This is a genomic window from Rhodococcus sp. FW305-130 (assembly GCF_058788335.1).
The window spans coordinates 742189-758254 of sequence record NZ_JBYTAP010000002.1; the positions used below are offsets into that span (position 1 = coordinate 742189).

Genomic DNA, 16066 nt, shown 5'->3' on the forward strand with positions numbered 1-16066 from the left:
TGAAAACCACACAGTTGAAACACAATGGGAGCTCAATGATGAAGTCCACACCGCCCCTCGCGATACGGAGTTGGCGACGATTCGTCGCCATCGCAGGGTTGCTGATCGTCGCACTCGTGGCGATGATCGGTTGCAGTAGCGATTCGAACGACGAACCGACCAAGGCTGCAGAGCCCACGACGCGCGTGATCGAAACCGAAAAGGGCTCGGTCACCGTGCCCGCGTCGGCGGAGCGCATCGTGGTTCTGAGCGGCGGTCTCGCCGGATACCTGTACGCCCTGGACGCACCGGTGGTTGCCACCGATACCCGCGTCCTCGGTGTCACGAACCTCGACGGTGGATTCCCGCCGGCATGGTCGGATGCCGCAAAGGCGCAGGGCACCAAGGAATTGCCGGCCGGCGAACAGCTCAACATCGAAGCCGTCGCGGCGGCTGAACCCGACCTGATCATCGGCGGTGGACAGGGCATCACCTCGGTTCAGGCCGAGGAACTCTACGACCAGCTGACTGCTATCGCACCCACCGTGTTGGTCCCCAAGACGGTTGCCAACTGGGACAAGCAGCTCGAGATCGTCGCCGATGCCGCAGGTCGTTCGGACAAGGTTCCGGCACTGATCAGCGCGTACGACGACAAGGTCAAAGAGGTCAAGGGCAAGATCAAGGTTCCCGAGGGCAACGTCGTCTACATTCTCTCGCTCGCCAACAACAAGCCGTACCTCGTGCCGCCGACGGCAGCGCTCCCCGCAATGCTCGCCGAGCTCGGTTTCAAGGCCGACGACGTCATGGCCAAGGCCGGCAACCCGCAGCTCTTCGGCTCGGGTGACTCGTTCGAGGTCAGCCCGGAACTGCTCTCGCAGGTCGCCGATGCTCCTGTCGCCTTTGTGATTCCGGTGTCCGGTCGCCCGATGGCCGAACTCGCCACCGATCCGCTCTACTCGCAGCTGCCGTCCTTCAAGGCAGGCACGACGTTCGAGCTCCCCGCCACCAGCTACCGTCCTGACTACGACGGCGCAATGGCTACGCTCGACCTGATCGGCCAGACCTTCGCATGACTCGATTCGGTGGGCTGGTGATCGATGTTTCACCGTTGCGGACCAGCCGTCCATTCAGGTACGCGTTTTCCGCGCGATTGATCTCGCTGCTCGGGATCGGACTGCTCGTCGTAGCCGTTCCCGCGCAGACGTACCAGCTCACCGGCTCGACCTTGCAGGTTGCCGGAGTGTCCACGGCGATGGCCATCGCCATGTTCTTCGGCAGCCTGTTCGGCGGTGTGCTCGCTGATCGTTACGACCGGCGACGCACCATCCAGTTGGCCCGCAGTGCTGCGGGTCTCGGCTTTGTCATTCTCGGGTGCAATGCGCTCTTGCCACACCCGTCGATGTGGGTCATCTACGTCGCGGCAGCCGTCGACGGCTTGGCCGGCGGTGTCAGCAGCTCGGCCTTGATGGCTTTGATGCCGACGTTGTTGCCGCGCAACAAGATGGCTGCGGCCGGCGCTTTGGTAGCGCTGACCACCGACATCGGGACGATGATCTCGCCGGCAATCGCCGGCGTGATCATCGCCTCCGGCGGCATCCCCGCGACATACTTTGTTGCTGCGGTGGCCACCGCAGCAACTGTCACGTTGTTCCAAGCCATCGGCCCTTCCCCTGCACCGGGCACGAATCACGAAAGCCCGATGCGCGCGCTTGTGACCGGCGTGAAATTCGCCGGCACGCACACAGTCATTCGCGGCATCCTGATCAGCGGACTGTTGGTCATGTTCGTCAGCGGGCCTATGGTGTTGCTGCCTGCCTTCGTCGACCAGGTTCTCGGCGGCGGACCCACCATGCTCGGTCTGCTCTACGGCGCCCCCGCTGTCGGCGCTGTGGTCGGTTCCCTCACCAGCGGGTGGACGGGACGAGTCCACCGCAACGGCGCCGCGATGTTGATCTCTGTTGCGCTGATGCCTCTCGGCCTGGTGGTACTGGGTGCGTCGGGAGCAGCGATTGTCGCGTTCCTGGGCCTGGCCGGATTCGGCCTCGGCCGCGCACTCAACGACATTCTGAGATTTGCAGTCCTTCAACAGAACACGCCGGACGAATTGCGCGGACGCGTGTCCAGTCTGTGGATGGTGCAAGCCGTCACGGGTACGGCGATCGGTTCGATGGCAGCCGGGTTCCTCGGGCAGTGGCTCGAGCCTGGCGCCGCGCTACTGGTCTTGGGGCTCGCCGGTGTGACACTGGGCCTGGTGCTCCTGGCAGCATTGGGTTCGGTGCGCCGGGTAACTTCGGAGATCAACGAAGTCGATCTCTCCGAAAACACTGTGCCGGTGGGGAATGCTCCGCCGGAAAAGGAAGGTAGTTCATGAACCGAGGAGACCACCTCGCGACCATCGCCGAAGTTCTGGCGGGAACCACCGGCGCAAAAGTGCCGTACCCCATCGGCATTCGCGAACTCGAAGTTGTTCGCAGCGAAATGGTCGGGACCGGACTGTTGCGTCTGACCTTGGGTGGACCGGAGTTGGCGGGCTTCGAATCGCACGCTCCCGACGAGCATGTCCGCCTGGTGTACCCGGATGCAGACGGAACTTTGCGTCTACCCGAACGCGACGGATTCAGCCTGAAGTGGCCTCGTCCATTGCCGATCTCGCGTGAGTACACCGTCCGTCGATACGACGCCGAGGCGGAGGAGCTGGACCTCGACTTCGCGCTCCACGAAGGTGGGTACGCCTCTGATTGGGCTCAGGCGGCCACCGTCGGCACTCGGGTGCACGTGGCAGGTCCACCCGGCGGCGTCGTAGTTCCATGGACGTACGACCGCTATCTGCTAGCCGGTGACATCACCGCCCTTCCTGCCATTGCTCGTTGGCTCGAGATGATGCCCGCTGCTGCCGCCGGGTGGGTGTTCGTCGAGATCACCGACCCTTCACAGGAAATCGAACTCACTGTTCCGGAAGGCGTCGAGGTGCGATGGCTGCACCGCGGTGGCGTCCCAGCCGGTCACTCGGATCTACTCGAGCAGGCAGTCCGGACGGTCACCGTGCCCGAAGGTGAGCGCCTCTACGCCTGGATCTCCGGTGAGGCCACCAGTCTCAAGCCGATTCGCAGATTCGTACGCGACGAACTCGGCCTGAGTTCGGGCGACCACCTGATCACGGGCTACTGGAAGCGCGGAGTCGCAGACTTCGACGAGGACGACGACGACCACTGAACATCGGTTGACGCCGGTTTCGGCATCGTCACCGCGACAACGAGTCCGACAATCGCAACGATTGCCGCTACTCCGAAAGCCGTGGCGAATGCCGAGTGCTGGGGAAGGCCGCCGGATGAAGTCGCGCTCGCGATGATCCCGGCGGCAATTTGGGTTCCCACAGCAGAACCCAGCGATCTGGCGATCGTGACTATTGCCGTCGTGACACCTACGCGGTCTGCCGGTGCGCTGTCGGCGGAGATGACGAACACTGCCGTCGACGCGGCGGCAACGCCGGTACCCGCAAGGATCAGCACCACAACGATCTGCCACATCGTGGTTGCAAAGACCCCGACGGCGCCGCTCAGGCCGAGAAAGGCAACCCCCGCTACCGCAATGGCTTTCGTGCCGACCCGTTGTGCGAGCTTTCCGGAGATCACCGACGCGATCACCGCTGCGCCGTAGCCGACGCACAGCAGGAAGCCGATGGCGCTGGTCGACGCACCGCGGCCGAATCCGCTCTCTGCCGGCACGGCGAGTTGCTGCGGAAGTAGATAGACAACAGCGCCGTAGGTGAACCCGAAAACCACGCCGACGACCACGGCGCTCCACATCGAACGATGCCGCATCATCGTCAGGTCGACCATCGGCTCGGTTGTCCGGCTCTGATACCTGGCCCAGATCGTGAACACGGCAGCGGAAGCGAGAAGCAGCAGCATCGACGTCGGTGCGCCCCACCCGTTGCTCGATGCGCTCGCCAGCCACGCCGTCAGCGTCAACAACCCCAGAGCCAATCCAGCAGCTCCCAGCCAATCGAGTCGGCCGCCGACGTTCGACATGTGATCTCGTGGTGTGCTCACGGCAAAAGCAATTGCGCCGAGCAAAACGAACGCGGTCGGAACTGCATACATCGCGGTGCGTGAGACGTTTTCCGCGACAGGCCCGGCCAATACGACTCCCAGAGCGCCGCCGGCCACGACGACAGCCCCGAGCAAACCCGTGGCCGTCTTGAGTCGGTCCGAGGACAAAGTGCGTCGTAGGACCACGAAGCTCACGGGCAACAACCCGAGCCCGAATCCCTGGAGAAACTGGCCGAGGACGAACAGCGGGAAGATCGTTGCAAGAGCGGACACGCTGCCGCCCAGGACGACGATTGTCGTGATCGCGAGCAAGGTGGGGCGGGCGCCGTACACGTCGGCTATTCGCCCGGCCATCGGCGTGACGAGAACAGTGCTCAACGTCAGAGCGACGGATGCGAGCGCTCCGACGTCGGCCGTCACTCCGAAGTCTCTCTGTATCAGGGGGAGTGCGGGGACGATGATGCTTTCGAGCGCGGCCACGGCAGCGATCAGCAGGGTCAGGCTTGCGATAGTTGCTACCGGTCGCGGCTGATTTCCGGAGATGCTCTCTGTGGTCATCGTGCTCTCTTTCGATCGGGGAGTGAGGAGCTTCTGGACACGACGAAGCGCCGCCCCAGGAAGAGTCCGGAAGGGTTGTGGCACTGGGTATATAGGTCAGTGCAGTAGAGCGTCTTGTTATTTCGTTACGCGTACCGTTATTGTGGAGAAATGTAATCGGATTCAGCGCACAAAGCAAGAGTCGGATGGGGCGGAATTGACGCGAAGTATCGCGAGACCGCAACCGGCAGACTTTCGCTGTTGCCGTCGGTCAGGGTCAGGTGATGTGACAATAGGGCTTTTTTCTCGTCCAACATGACGCTGGTCACCAAAAGGGCTCTGCCAGCAGGGAGTTCATCTGCCGGACACATCCAAGGTCCCCGTTTGAATGCCGGGTTTGCTAGCTTTCTGCCTGTGACGCGACGTCACGGAAAGTTCACGAATCACGGAGGATCATCATGGGTTCTATTTCAACGATCATCGGCATCTTCGAGCTCTACAAGCTGCTCGAGCCGCTCCTGAGTTCGCTGAGCTGATTCAGGTGTGATTTCGCTGTCGAGCCGGGGCGCCGAGGGACTCGGCTCGGCAGCGGATCTCGAGGATCCGGCGCGATCAGGACCCGTGGAACGGATGTCGGCACCGGCAGAATTCCATCGCTCCGGTGTAGTGGTCCATCACCAGGATTTCTGCGCACCGAGCGGGTTGGGGCGCGAACCTGAGGCAGCGCTCGATCCAGCCGCGCTCGAGCGAAGGGGCCGGGTGCGCGCAGTTCCCGCATCGGCCGGGACGTTCGGCGACACGTACGGAACCGTGTTGCTCCGGGGGCATGCCAAACATCTTGGTGGTGCGATGATTCCAGGGCAATGGTTCGGCTCGAGCGGAAGCTATGTCACGAAAGCGCCGGCGGCGATATGCGAGGACCGAACGCGTTGAGGCTGGCTACCTGGCTCCCTGATAATCCGATTGCCCAGACTGAGTTTTTTGGTGCAAGCTGCGGCTACTGCGCTGACGCCCAGAAATTCTCGGACTATCTGGGCAACGATCATGTGGTGGTAACCGCGAACAGAATCCGATCCGGCTCGCGTTGCATACGGGTGATCGCGACGCGGCCCCCGATCCAAGCACCAAGTGCACCAATCGCAACAGCGACAGGGATGGCGAAATAGTTCACCGGGTTCGGTAGCAGCGCCCCGAGTAGAACGCCGGGCGCCGTTGTCGCGGCGAAGATGACGATGGCGAGGATGATCAGTCCGAAGGACGAGCCGTTGAAGGACCCGCGGGTGTTCAAGGAGAACGTCTTCTTCATCTCCGGAACCGGGTAGGGCGCTTTGGCGGATATCGCCACTACCAATCCTGCACCGACTCCCATCATCGAAATGCCGACGGCGATCGGCACGGCCAGTCGGTCGGTCCCGAGGTCCCCGAAGATCCGTGCAGCAGCTGTTGCGACGACCACGAAGGGTGTCATCACGATTGCCCACGCGATTTGTCGGCCCCGGACGTCAGCGGCAGCGGCTTCGGGGATCATCACCAGATGCCAGATCGATGCGCCGTCGAATCCGTACAGATTCGATCCGGCTGCCATTGCCAGGTAGATCAGGAACCAGGCACCCCATGCGGCGGAGAAGGGGATCGATGACGAGATCAGCGGTCCGAAGCCGGAGACCAAGGTCATGATGGCAACGGAGAGCAGTTGTGTTCGTCGGCGCATGTCTCCGTGCCAGAGCGAAAGCTCGCGAGAGATGACGGTGCCCAGTCGGGATGCGCGCCAACCGGTTCGAATGTCGCGGCCCTGGTTCTTCAATTGCACGGAAGTGGCGCCCGCTGATTCTGCGACCTTCCCGTTGAAGTAGCGAACGACCAGGCGTTGCCATGACCACAGCAGTGCGAGATCGACCAGCACCAGGGCGAGGACTGCTCCGGCGGCGAGGAGCCAGGCGCCTCCTGCTGCTGCGTCGACACTGGTGATTCCCCACGCGAACGGTATCGAATGCGCGACCGTGAGCGGCCACGTGACGTTGCCGTCCACGACCGTGCCGAGGCGACTCTGCAGCGGAAATTGCAGCAGATACAGTCCGCCGAAGAACGTGCCGAATGCCAACAGTCCCAGTTCGCGGCTGCGACGACTCCGCAGGAGCTGCGACATCGCCAGCATCGCGACCCGTGAGGTGCCGACAATGAGCAGGACCGTTGCGGGCCAAGCGATAATGGCCAATGGCAGTGCGGCAGGGTGGTGTGTAGCGGCATAAATTGGAATCGCTGCTGCAGCCAACGCGGTAATCGGCACGGTCATACCGACCAGCGACGTCGAGAACAGTGCTCTGGCGAGTCGGACGGGTTCCAGGGGGAGTAGTTGGAACTGTCTGGGGTGAAGATTGTCATCTGACAGACCAGACATGATCGGCATCAGGATCCACATCACGCCGATAGCCGACAGTGCGAGACTGGTTGTGCCGCTGACGAGTTCGGGAGAAACGCCGTTTGTTCCCGAAGTTCGTAGGCACAGTAGAGCTGCCCCCAGAACGCCGAAGAGTGCTGCAACGACCTTGATGACGGCTCTGCCGCCGGTGAATTGACGTTTGTAGAGGGTCACGCGCATGCGGAGAACAGTGCGCCACAGTGAGGTTGGGGCGCTGCGCGTCGTCGGCAAGCTCGTAATGCTCATGCGCGCATCCATGACAGTCCGTCGGGATTGGGACTGCGGCTGCCGACAAGGCGAACGAATGCCTCGTCGAGTGTGTTGCCTGCGCGCACCTCGTCGACCGTTCCTGAAGCCACGACGCGCCCGTCTGCGATGACTCCGATGTGAGTACACAGTTGTTCGACAAGGGCCATCACGTGACTGGAAAGAATGACCGAGCCACCTGAGTGGACGAACGAGAGCAGAATGCTCCGAATTCCGGCCGAAGAAATGGGGTCGACAGCTTCGAACGGCTCATCCAGTACCAGTAAGCGAGGGCCGTGCAACAAGGCGGAGGCCAACCCGATTTTCTTCGTCATACCCGCTGAATAGTCGGCGATGACCGTTCCACCTGCATCGGCGAGATCGAGCGCGGCCAACAGTTCGTCGCGTCGTGACGCGATGACGTCCTCTGGCATGCCGCGCAGTCGCCCGAAATAGGTGAGTAGTTCATGACCGGTGAACTGGGCGGGTAGCGCCAGACCGTCGGGTAGAACGCCGAGCAGACTCTTCGCTGCCACAGGGTCGTTCCACACGTCGTAGCCGTACACCAGGCTGCGACCGTAGTGCGGGCGAAGCAATCCGACAGCCATCGACAGTGTGGTCGTTTTTCCCGCACCGTTAGGGCCCACCAGGCCGAACAACGAACCTGAGGGCACCGCGAGGGAAAGGTCGTTCACAGCAACTTTCGCGCCGAACGCCATGCAGAGGTGTTCCACCTGTAAGGCCATCGGTCCGGGAGGCAACTGGCCTGTCTCGGGGAGAGGGTGCATCGATCGAGGGTAACTGTCCGGAGCCCTGTGCGCGGAGACAGAGCGGAGCGATGCAGGCTGCGTGCACCGAATGTCTTTGGTAGGTGGTTGGTCGCGGCATGAGTCGCTGGTTCGCAAGCTGAGCGGATGGCAGGAGTCGAACCTGCGTGGACGGTTTTGCAGACCGCTGCCTTGCCGCTCGGCCACACCCGCATTGATCCAATTATGTTCGTAGTGAACAACAGTCGCCAGGATTGTGATCAGGGTGAATTGATCGCCATGTGACGGATTGTGGGGAAGGCGGTGAACTGGCGGGCTAGGCGCGGGAGAACACCGCGACCAGGAATTCGGAATTGTCCTTGAACGGGCGCAGGTCCCACGTGGACAGCAGCAGATCAGCCTCGAGGCCACTCGCGGCCGCATCGGCGAGAAACTCGGGGAACTCGTAGCCACGGCCGGCACCGAATCCGATGACCACTCGGCCGCTCGGAGTGAGATGACGAGCAAATCCTGACAATACTGCTTGCCTGGTTGACGGAGCGAGAAACGCCATCACGTTGCCTGCCGACACGATGACGTCGAAATTCGCCTCGACACCGCGGGCCGGTAGATCGAGCTCGGAGAGATCGCCGACAAGCCACGTCGGGCCTGGGTGGTCCTCCTCCGCGGCAGCGATGAGAACCGGGTCAACGTCGACTCCGACAACCACATGCCCGACGTCGTGCAGATAACCGCCGAGTCGGCCCGGCCCGCACCCTGCATCGAGAACCCGGCCACCGCGTCCGAGCATCGCGTCGATCAAACGTGCTTCCCCGACAATGTCCTTGCCGTCCGCTCTCATGGAACGGAAACGCTCGACATATCGTGTGGAATGCGTCGAGTCGGCTGCAGTGATCTCTTCCCACTGGCTGGGGATGCGCTCGTTCGGGGCCTGTGCAGTCATCTTTCGAGGGTACCGACAGCTCACCGGGTGCCGACGACCGTCCCGTCTGCGGCATATCCGACGAGGGTTGGACGAGGGGAGATGAGCGAGAGGGGAATCCATCCGTAGAAGCGGTCTTCGGCAAGAACTGTCGGATAGATTTGGCCGTCTGCGGTGTGAAGTTCGGCCCGAACGGCACCTCCCGCCCCTGCGTCGTAGGTCGCCTCGTGCGAACCGGCCTCGTACCCGGCGCCGCCCCCGAATGAATCTGCGCCGTACAAGTCGTCGTTCGATCTGCAGCCGTGTCCGAGGCTGATGAATTTCGACGGACCAACCTTGTCGGTCTCGGATGACGTCTCGAAAACCGGGGCGACGCACCTCCAGCCATCAGCGCCGTGGGCAACGAAGACGCTGAACACGGTTCCGTCAGGTCCGGGGATGGACCCGACCCGCTCGGCGGTGGACGGATCTATTCCGCCGTTGGTTCCCGGCATGGTCTGCCAACCCGAGTACATATCCGTAAACGGTTTAGGCATCATCGCCGTGGCAGCGGCGCAGCCCACCATTCCCGCTGCACAGAGCATCGCGACGAGAGCTACGGCGCCTACCCGGCGGCGTGGAACTCTGGGTGTTCCAATGTTGTTTTCGTCAGCGATGATTCGGATGCGAGCGGCAACCTGGACGTTCTCGGGCCAGAGTTCGGCGGAAAGAGAATCGGTCGGCCGCAGCTTCTCGAGGGTGGTCAGCAAATCTTTGCTCATGGAGTACTCCCGTGTTCGGCGGCAGCGCAAGGTCGGGCGGTGTTCATCGGGATCGCGGTGTCAGGTTCTGAAGCCAACCCGGTGCTCAATCGACGCCGAGCGCGAAAGAGTCGAACATGCATGGCTGGAACCGAACACCCGGCGACCCGCGCTGCTTCGGTGGCGGTCAATCCGTCCCAGGCAGTCAGGAGTAGGGCTTCACGCTCGGTGACGGTGAGTGTTGCCAGTGCTTCGAGCAGTTCCGTGCGGTCGGTGACAGTAACGTCGGCGCCCGGCGTCGATGCCGCGATCTGTTCGATGCGTCGCATCTTCTCGGTCAACGCATCATGGCGCCGAACGCTTCGACGGTTGTTGTTCACGGTGTTTCGAGCCACCACCAACAGCCATGGAAGTGCCTGTTCGGGCACGTCGTCCAAGCGTCGCCAGGCAACGAGGAACGTCTCGGAGACAACTTCCTGTGCGCTGTGATGATCGACGTGGCGGCAGGTATAGGCGAACACCCGACCGGCGTAGGCGTCCCACAGGACGGTGAAACGCTCTTCGTCGCTCGGTGGTGGCCCGTCCTCGGATTTCGGCGTCATAAGAAGAGATGTCCGGCTGGTTGCTGATCCTTACAGCGTGGGCGCCAATGGACGGTATGCCGTGTTACTCCGGCCGAGGATTCCGACGGTCAGGAGCAACAACGCAAGGATGTACAGCGTCATGATCCAGATGCCGGCAGCGGCAGGCTGCCACTTGTTCGCCTGACCGAGCAGGATCAGGGCGTCAGAGGTGAGGAACAGTGCGCCGCCGATACCGGTGATCGTGTTGTAGGCCAGTGCGGTGGACGCGGTTCCCACCAGGATTGCGGCGTACACAGGGACGGCAATCCGAAGTGCCGGTTCGAGACCGGTCCAGGCGTACGACACAAGGGCAATTCCGGCAACGGCGTACGCGCACAAAAACCATGGCCGCCTTCGTATCTCCCGAAGAGCGCCGTGCGAGAGAAAGAATCGGATGAAACAGACGTGACCGATCGCGAAGGCGGCCATCCCGATGACAAACGTGGAGTCCCAGATCAGGAACAGGTCTCCGAAAGCGCAGGCAATCAGCGCAGCAGCAACAATCCTCGGTCCGCCTTGGTCGACAACCCAGGCAGCCAGAATCGGCGCGAGCATGACCTTGGTGATCCCGTCCCAGGGCACAGCATCAGCGGCATTCAGGATCAGATGAAGAATCGCCACCGCGGAAAACCCGACAAACCATGGCGACCGCAAGGTACTCGGCAGTCCGGCGTCGCGAACAGATTCACTCATCGGCTCAGTGCACGAAGTCCGCTGCACGCTCGGCGAGATCGAGCGCCGGCTGGGGGAGTATGCCGAGGATGAGCGTTACACCGGCGCCGAGGCCGATCACACTGCTGGTCAGTGCACTCGGCACCACGACGGTCGGTGCGTCTTCCGCCAATTCGGTGAAGAACATCAACACGATCACTCGCACGTAGAAGTAGGCGGCGATCGCGCTGCACAGGACGCCGACGATCACGAGAGGCGCGGCCCCACCCTCGGCGGCCGCGCTGAACACCGCGAACTTTCCGATGAACCCACTGGTCAACGGAATCCCGGCGAAAGCCAACAGGAACAGTGCAAACACAACGCCGACCAATGGTGAGCGTCTGCCCAATCCGGCCCAGCGCGACAGCGCAGCGACCTCACCGTCAGCGTCCCGGACCACACTGACGACGGCGAACGCACCCACGGTGCTGAATCCGTAAGCCAGAAGATAGAACATCGCCGAGGCGAGGCCGGCATCCGAGTCCGCCACCACGGCGGTCAGAATGAATCCGGTGTGCGCGATAGCCGAATAGGCCAGCATTCGCTTCATATCGGTCTGCGTCACTGCAACGATCGATCCGACAACCATCGTGAGAATCGCGACCGCCCACATCAGCGGGCGCCAGTTCACGTATTCATTGGGCAGGGCCACGTAGAAGACGCGAAGGATGGCGCCGAACGCGGCAATCTTGGTCGCAGTCGCCATGAAACTGGTGATCGGCGTCGGCGCCCCTTGATAGACGTCGGGAATCCACGAATGAAACGGCACTGCACCGACTTTGAACAGCAACCCCACTGCCACCAGGGCCGTTCCGAGCCAGAGGAAGGCGTCGGTGCCCGACCCGATGCGTGCTGCGTCGGCGATACCGGAGAGCGTGACCGTCCCGGCATAGCCGTACAGCAACGCAACTCCGAAAACGAAGAACGCCGACGAAAATGCCCCGAGCAGAAAGTACTTGAGCGCAGCTTCCTGGGAGAGCAGGCGACGTCTGCGTGCCAGACCGCACAGGAGATACAGAGGCAGTGAGAACACTTCGAGCGCAACGAACATCGTCAGTAGATCGTTCGAAGCCGGAAACAACAACATACCGCCGACCGCAAAGAGCGTGAGCGGAAAGACTTCGGTCTGGGCGACACCGACCTTCACTGCTTCTTGCTCCGCAACACTTCCCGGGACGCTCGACGCTTGAGGGGTGAAACTGCCGAGCGCGTCATGTTGCGCAATCACTTCGGCGGTGTTGCCCGAGCCTCGCTCGGCAATCAGCAGTACCGCGGGGATCGACACAAGAAGGATCGTGGCCTGCAAGAACAGCGTCGGTCCGTCGACAGCAACAGAACCCATCATCGCCGTCGACCGCGTGCCGGCGAGCAGAAGCACTGCCACGAACGCAGCCGCCAAACCTCCGACACCGAGGACGAGTTGCACTGGGTACCGAATACGCCGGGGTGCAAAGGCTTCGATGAGTACCCCGACCACCGCAACACCGAACACGATCGACATCGGCGCGAGCAGGCTGTATTCGATACTGGGTGATGCCGCATCGGCCGAACCGAGGATGGTCACGTCGTTGAAGGAACTCATTTGTGGGCACCTCCTTCGTGGTCGGCGACGAGCGGCGTCGGTGCCTCGTAGACGACGGTGTGGCTCACTGCAGGAGTGATGACGTCCAAGGCAGGCTTGGGGTAGATGCCGAGGAGCAGGAGGAGTGCGATCAGTGGGGCGACCACCACGAGTTCGCGTCGCGCGAGGTCGCGGATCGTTCCCTGCCCTTCCTTCACCGGTCCGCCCATCATGCGCTGATAGAGCCAGAGTATGTAGATCGCGGACAGTACAAGCGCGACAGTCGCCGCGATAGCGGCCACGTGGTAGCGCGAGTACGTTCCGATCAGCACCAGGAACTCACTGACGAACGGCGCGAGACCCGGCAGCGACAGGGTTGCCAACCCCGCAACGAGGAATGTGCCGGCCAGGACGGGTGCGACTTTCTGGACGCCGCCGTACGCTGCGATCGATCGTGTACCTCGCTGCGAGACCAGGAAGCCCGCAATCAAGAACAGCGCGGCGGTGGAGATTCCGTGATTGACCATGTACAGCGCGGAACCTGCCTGGCTCTGGCTGGTCATCGCGAAGATTCCGAGAATGATGAAGCCGAAGTGTGAAATCGACGTGTAGGCGATCAGTCGCATGACGTCTGTCTGCGCGATCGCCAGTATTGCGCCGTAGACGATTCCGATCACGGCGAGCGTGATGATCCACGGTGCAAAAGTCGACGACGACTCGGGGAACAGTTGCAGGCAGTAGCGAATCATCGCGAAGGTGCCTACCTTGTCCACGACCGCCATCATCAACACTGCTGTCGACGGAGTCGATTCCACCGCGGAGTCCGGCAACCAACTGTGCAGCGGCCAGAGCGGTGCCTTGACCGCGAACGCGAACATGAATCCGAGGAACAAGGCGTTGAGCACCCCGGGTCCGACGCCGAGTTCACCGCTGCTCGCCGCGGACGCGATCGCTCGGAAGTCGAAAGTGCCGCTGGTGAAGGGACTCTCGTCGCGCGTGGTGACCACGTACAGGCCGATGACCGCAGCGAGCATAACCAGGCCGCCGAGGAGGTTGTAGAGCAGAAACTTCACGGCGGCCCGCGATCGGCCAACTCCACCGAACCCGCCGATGAGGAAATACATCGGTATCAGCATTGCCTCGAAGAAAATATAGAACAGGAGAATATCCAAGGCGCTGAACGAAATCATCACCATGGACTCGACAACAAGGATCAGCGCGAAATAGGTGTGCGGCATCCGCTTGGGTGATGCCGGGTCCGCGGGGACGTCGTTCCAGCCCGCGATCAGTAGTAATGGCACCAGCACTGCGGTGAGAAGAACCAGAACGAGTGCGATGCCGTCAAGTCCGAGTGTGTAGCTGGTACCGAAAGCCGGTATCCAGTTGTGGCTTTCGACGAACTGAAACTGCTCGCCGCCGCGGTCGAACGCAACTCCGAGACCGCCGGCGATCACCAGGACTGCCACGGACACTGCCAGCGCGAGAGATTTGGCAAATTGGTACGACCGTGCAGGCAGAGCGAGGACAACACCCGCTCCGATGAGCGGAAGCAGCCAGAGCGCCGTCAGCGCAGGGAAGCCGGCATTGGTCACAGAGTCGCTCACCGCCGCTTCGATCACCACAGTGTCACCGCCATCATTGTCGCGACCACGAGTGTTGCTCCGACAAACATCACCAGCGCGTACGAACGAACGAACCCGGTCTGCAGCTTCCGCGTGAGCGTGGACAAGCCGGTGACGACCACCGCAAAGCTACCCACGACGCCGCCTATTCCCTTGGTGTCGACCACTTCCAGCGACTTGGTGAGTTGTTGTCCCGGCTTCATGAACACCGCCTCGTTGAAGGCGTCACCGTACAGATCACGGCGAGCCGCAACGGTCAACGGAGAAACCGGAGTCGGTGCCACCACGGGAATCTCCCGTGTGGCGTACTCGCGATAAGCAATCGCGACGCCGGCGGCAACTGCGAGCAGCGCCAGCGCGGTGATCGACCATGCGGGTATCGGCGGTTCGACGTGATGGGAGCCGACAACCGGTTCCAGCCAGTTCTGCAAGCTGGACCCGATGGTCAGGAGCATGCCGGCCCCGACGGATCCCACCGCCAGAATGATCATCGGAGACGTCATCACCGCCGGAGATTCGTGAGGTTTCTGGTTCTCCCAGCGGGCCTTCCCGAAGAAGGTCATCAGCATCACGCGGCTCATGTAGAAGGCAGTGAGCGCCGCACCCAAGAGCGTGACGATGCCAAGCACAACACCCTTGACGCCGCCCTCGCCGATTGCAACCTCGATGATCTTGTCCTTGGAGAAGAACCCGGCAAATGGCGGAACACCGATGATGGCAAGATATCCGAGCCCGAACGTGACAAAAGTCAGTGGCATGAACGCCCGGAGTCCGCCGTAGCGCCGCATGTCGGTTTCGTCGTTCATCGCGTGCATCACGGAGCCGGCGCCGAGGAACAGGCCCGCCTTGAAGAATCCGTGGGTGATCAGATGAAGGATTGCGAAGGCGTATCCGGCTGGTCCGAGACCCGCGGCCAGGACCATGTATCCGATCTGACTCATGGTCGATGCGGCGAGCGCTTTCTTGATGTCGTCCTTCGCACAGCCGATGATCGCACCGAACAGGAGCGTCACGGCACCGACGATGACAACCACGAGTTGAGCGTCGGGCGCGAGATCGAAGATCGGATTGGAGCGCACGATCAGGTAGACGCCGGCGGTGACCATCGTGGCCGCGTGAATCAGAGCCGAAACGGGGGTGGGGCCCTCCATCGCGTCGCCGAGCCACGACTGCAGCGGCACTTGCGCCGACTTCGCGCACGCAGCGAGGAGGAGCATCAGACCGATCGCCGTCAGGACACCTTCGCTTGCGCCGGACGCGTCGCCGAACACATTGCTGAACGAGAGCGAGCCGAATGTGCTGAACATCAACATCATTGCGATCATCAATCCGATGTCGCCCACCCGATTGACGACAAAAGCCTTCTTGGCGGCAGTCGCCGCCGACGGCTTGTGCTGCCAGAAGCCGATCAGCAGGTATGACGCCAAACCGACGCCTTCCCAGCCGACGTAGAGTCCGAGGAAGTTGTCGGCGAGCACCAGAAGCAGCATTGCAGCGAGGAAAAGATTGAGGTACGCGAAGAACTTACGACGCTCGGGGTCGTGCGCCATGTATCCGACCGAGTAGATGTGGATCAGCGAACCTACACCGGTGATGAGCAGAACGAAACACATCGACAGTTGGTCCAGTTGCAGTCCGAACTCGACCTGAAGACTGTCGACCGGGACCCAACTGAACAGGTGCTCGGTGACGGTGCGGTTGGCGGTGTCGCGGCCGAGCATGGCGATGAAAAACACCACTGCGACGACAAACGACGCGATAGCCATGACGCAGGCAAGCAGGTGACCCCACGCGTTCGTGCGACGACCGGCCAGCAAAAGAACAGCGGCGCCGCACAGCGGCAGGGCGGGGAGCAACCAGATGGCGGACGTGATTCCTCCTGACATA

At 62.1% G+C, this 16066-nt stretch carries 14 protein-coding genes and 1 tRNA gene; 4 read left to right on the forward strand and 11 right to left on the reverse strand.

Annotated features, from left to right (window positions below; translation table 11 throughout):
- The first annotated feature begins 38 nt into the window (after positions 1 to 38).
- Genes AC3WQS_RS09620 through AC3WQS_RS09630 form a run of 3 tightly spaced genes read left to right on the forward strand, consistent with a single transcriptional unit; the run spans position 39 to position 3192 of the window.
- A complete protein-coding gene (locus tag AC3WQS_RS09620) occupies positions 39 to 1052 on the forward strand; it encodes a Fe2+-enterobactin ABC transporter substrate-binding protein (protein ID WP_029538034.1) in 1014 nt (337 codons plus the stop codon).
- The gene (entS, locus tag AC3WQS_RS09625; RefSeq protein ID WP_007735127.1) at positions 1049 to 2350 is read left to right on the forward strand and encodes an enterobactin transporter EntS; all 1302 of its coding nucleotides are present in this window, start codon (positions 1049 to 1051) and stop codon (positions 2348 to 2350) included. The genes AC3WQS_RS09620 and entS overlap by 4 nt, the downstream gene beginning before the upstream one ends.
- Complete coding sequence (locus tag AC3WQS_RS09630; RefSeq protein WP_462375467.1) at positions 2347 to 3192, forward strand: siderophore-interacting protein; 846 nt, start codon at positions 2347 to 2349, stop codon at positions 3190 to 3192. Before entS ends, AC3WQS_RS09630 begins: the two co-directional genes overlap by 4 nt.
- Here the strand turns inward: AC3WQS_RS09630 and AC3WQS_RS09635 are convergent.
- Complete coding sequence (locus tag AC3WQS_RS09635; RefSeq protein WP_153211281.1) at positions 3141 to 4589, reverse strand: MFS transporter; 1449 nt, start codon at positions 4587 to 4589, stop codon at positions 3141 to 3143. The two genes, AC3WQS_RS09630 and AC3WQS_RS09635, sit on opposite strands and share 52 nt — an antisense overlap.
- Positions 4590 to 5111: 522 nt before the next feature.
- On the opposite strand from AC3WQS_RS09635, the gene AC3WQS_RS09640 reads away from it, so the two are divergent.
- Positions 5112 to 5501: a hypothetical protein gene (locus AC3WQS_RS09640; protein WP_446695986.1), complete on the forward strand. Its 390-nt coding sequence runs from the start codon at positions 5112 to 5114 to the stop codon at positions 5499 to 5501.
- A 109-nt stretch (positions 5502 to 5610) separates the two neighbouring features.
- Here AC3WQS_RS09640 and AC3WQS_RS09645 read toward each other — a convergent pair whose 3' ends face one another.
- The 10 genes from AC3WQS_RS09645 to nuoL all read right to left on the reverse strand — a co-directional run bounded on the left by AC3WQS_RS09645 (position 5611) and on the right by nuoL (position 16065).
- Positions 5611 to 7233, reverse strand: coding sequence for an ABC transporter permease (locus AC3WQS_RS09645; protein WP_492712473.1), 1623 nt, complete (start codon positions 7231 to 7233; stop codon positions 5611 to 5613).
- Positions 7230 to 8021, reverse strand: coding sequence for an ABC transporter ATP-binding protein (locus AC3WQS_RS09650; RefSeq protein WP_019748159.1), 792 nt, complete (start codon positions 8019 to 8021; stop codon positions 7230 to 7232). The genes AC3WQS_RS09645 and AC3WQS_RS09650 overlap by 4 nt, the downstream gene beginning before the upstream one ends.
- Before the next feature lie 121 nt (positions 8022 to 8142).
- Positions 8143 to 8213: transfer RNA gene (locus AC3WQS_RS09655), tRNA-Cys, on the reverse strand.
- A 103-nt stretch (positions 8214 to 8316) separates the two neighbouring features.
- Positions 8317 to 8943, reverse strand: coding sequence for a class I SAM-dependent methyltransferase (locus tag AC3WQS_RS09660; protein ID WP_279163919.1), 627 nt, complete (start codon positions 8941 to 8943; stop codon positions 8317 to 8319).
- A gap of 20 nt (positions 8944 to 8963) precedes the next feature.
- Entirely contained in the window at positions 8964 to 9683 is a 720-nt protein-coding gene (locus AC3WQS_RS09665; protein WP_492712472.1) for a hypothetical protein, read from the reverse strand.
- On the reverse strand, positions 9680 to 10264 hold the full coding sequence (locus AC3WQS_RS09670) for an RNA polymerase sigma factor (protein WP_070385273.1): 585 nt from the start codon (positions 10262 to 10264) through the stop codon (positions 9680 to 9682). The genes AC3WQS_RS09665 and AC3WQS_RS09670 overlap by 4 nt, the downstream gene beginning before the upstream one ends.
- 30 nt (positions 10265 to 10294) lie before the next feature.
- Positions 10295 to 10978 (reverse strand): lysoplasmalogenase family protein, encoded by a 684-nt coding sequence (locus tag AC3WQS_RS09675; protein WP_492712471.1) that lies wholly within the window; start codon positions 10976 to 10978, stop codon positions 10295 to 10297.
- A 4-nt stretch (positions 10979 to 10982) separates the two neighbouring features.
- A complete protein-coding gene (gene nuoN, locus AC3WQS_RS09680; RefSeq protein WP_492712470.1) occupies positions 10983 to 12578 on the reverse strand; it encodes an NADH-quinone oxidoreductase subunit NuoN in 1596 nt (531 codons plus the stop codon).
- Positions 12575 to 14179: an NADH-quinone oxidoreductase subunit M gene (locus tag AC3WQS_RS09685; protein WP_084326611.1), complete on the reverse strand. Its 1605-nt coding sequence runs from the start codon at positions 14177 to 14179 to the stop codon at positions 12575 to 12577. The genes nuoN and AC3WQS_RS09685 overlap by 4 nt, the downstream gene beginning before the upstream one ends.
- Positions 14173 to 16065, reverse strand: coding sequence for an NADH-quinone oxidoreductase subunit L (nuoL, locus tag AC3WQS_RS09690; protein ID WP_492712469.1), 1893 nt, complete (start codon positions 16063 to 16065; stop codon positions 14173 to 14175). Before nuoL ends, AC3WQS_RS09685 begins: the two co-directional genes overlap by 7 nt.
- Position 16066: the final 1 nt, after the last annotated feature.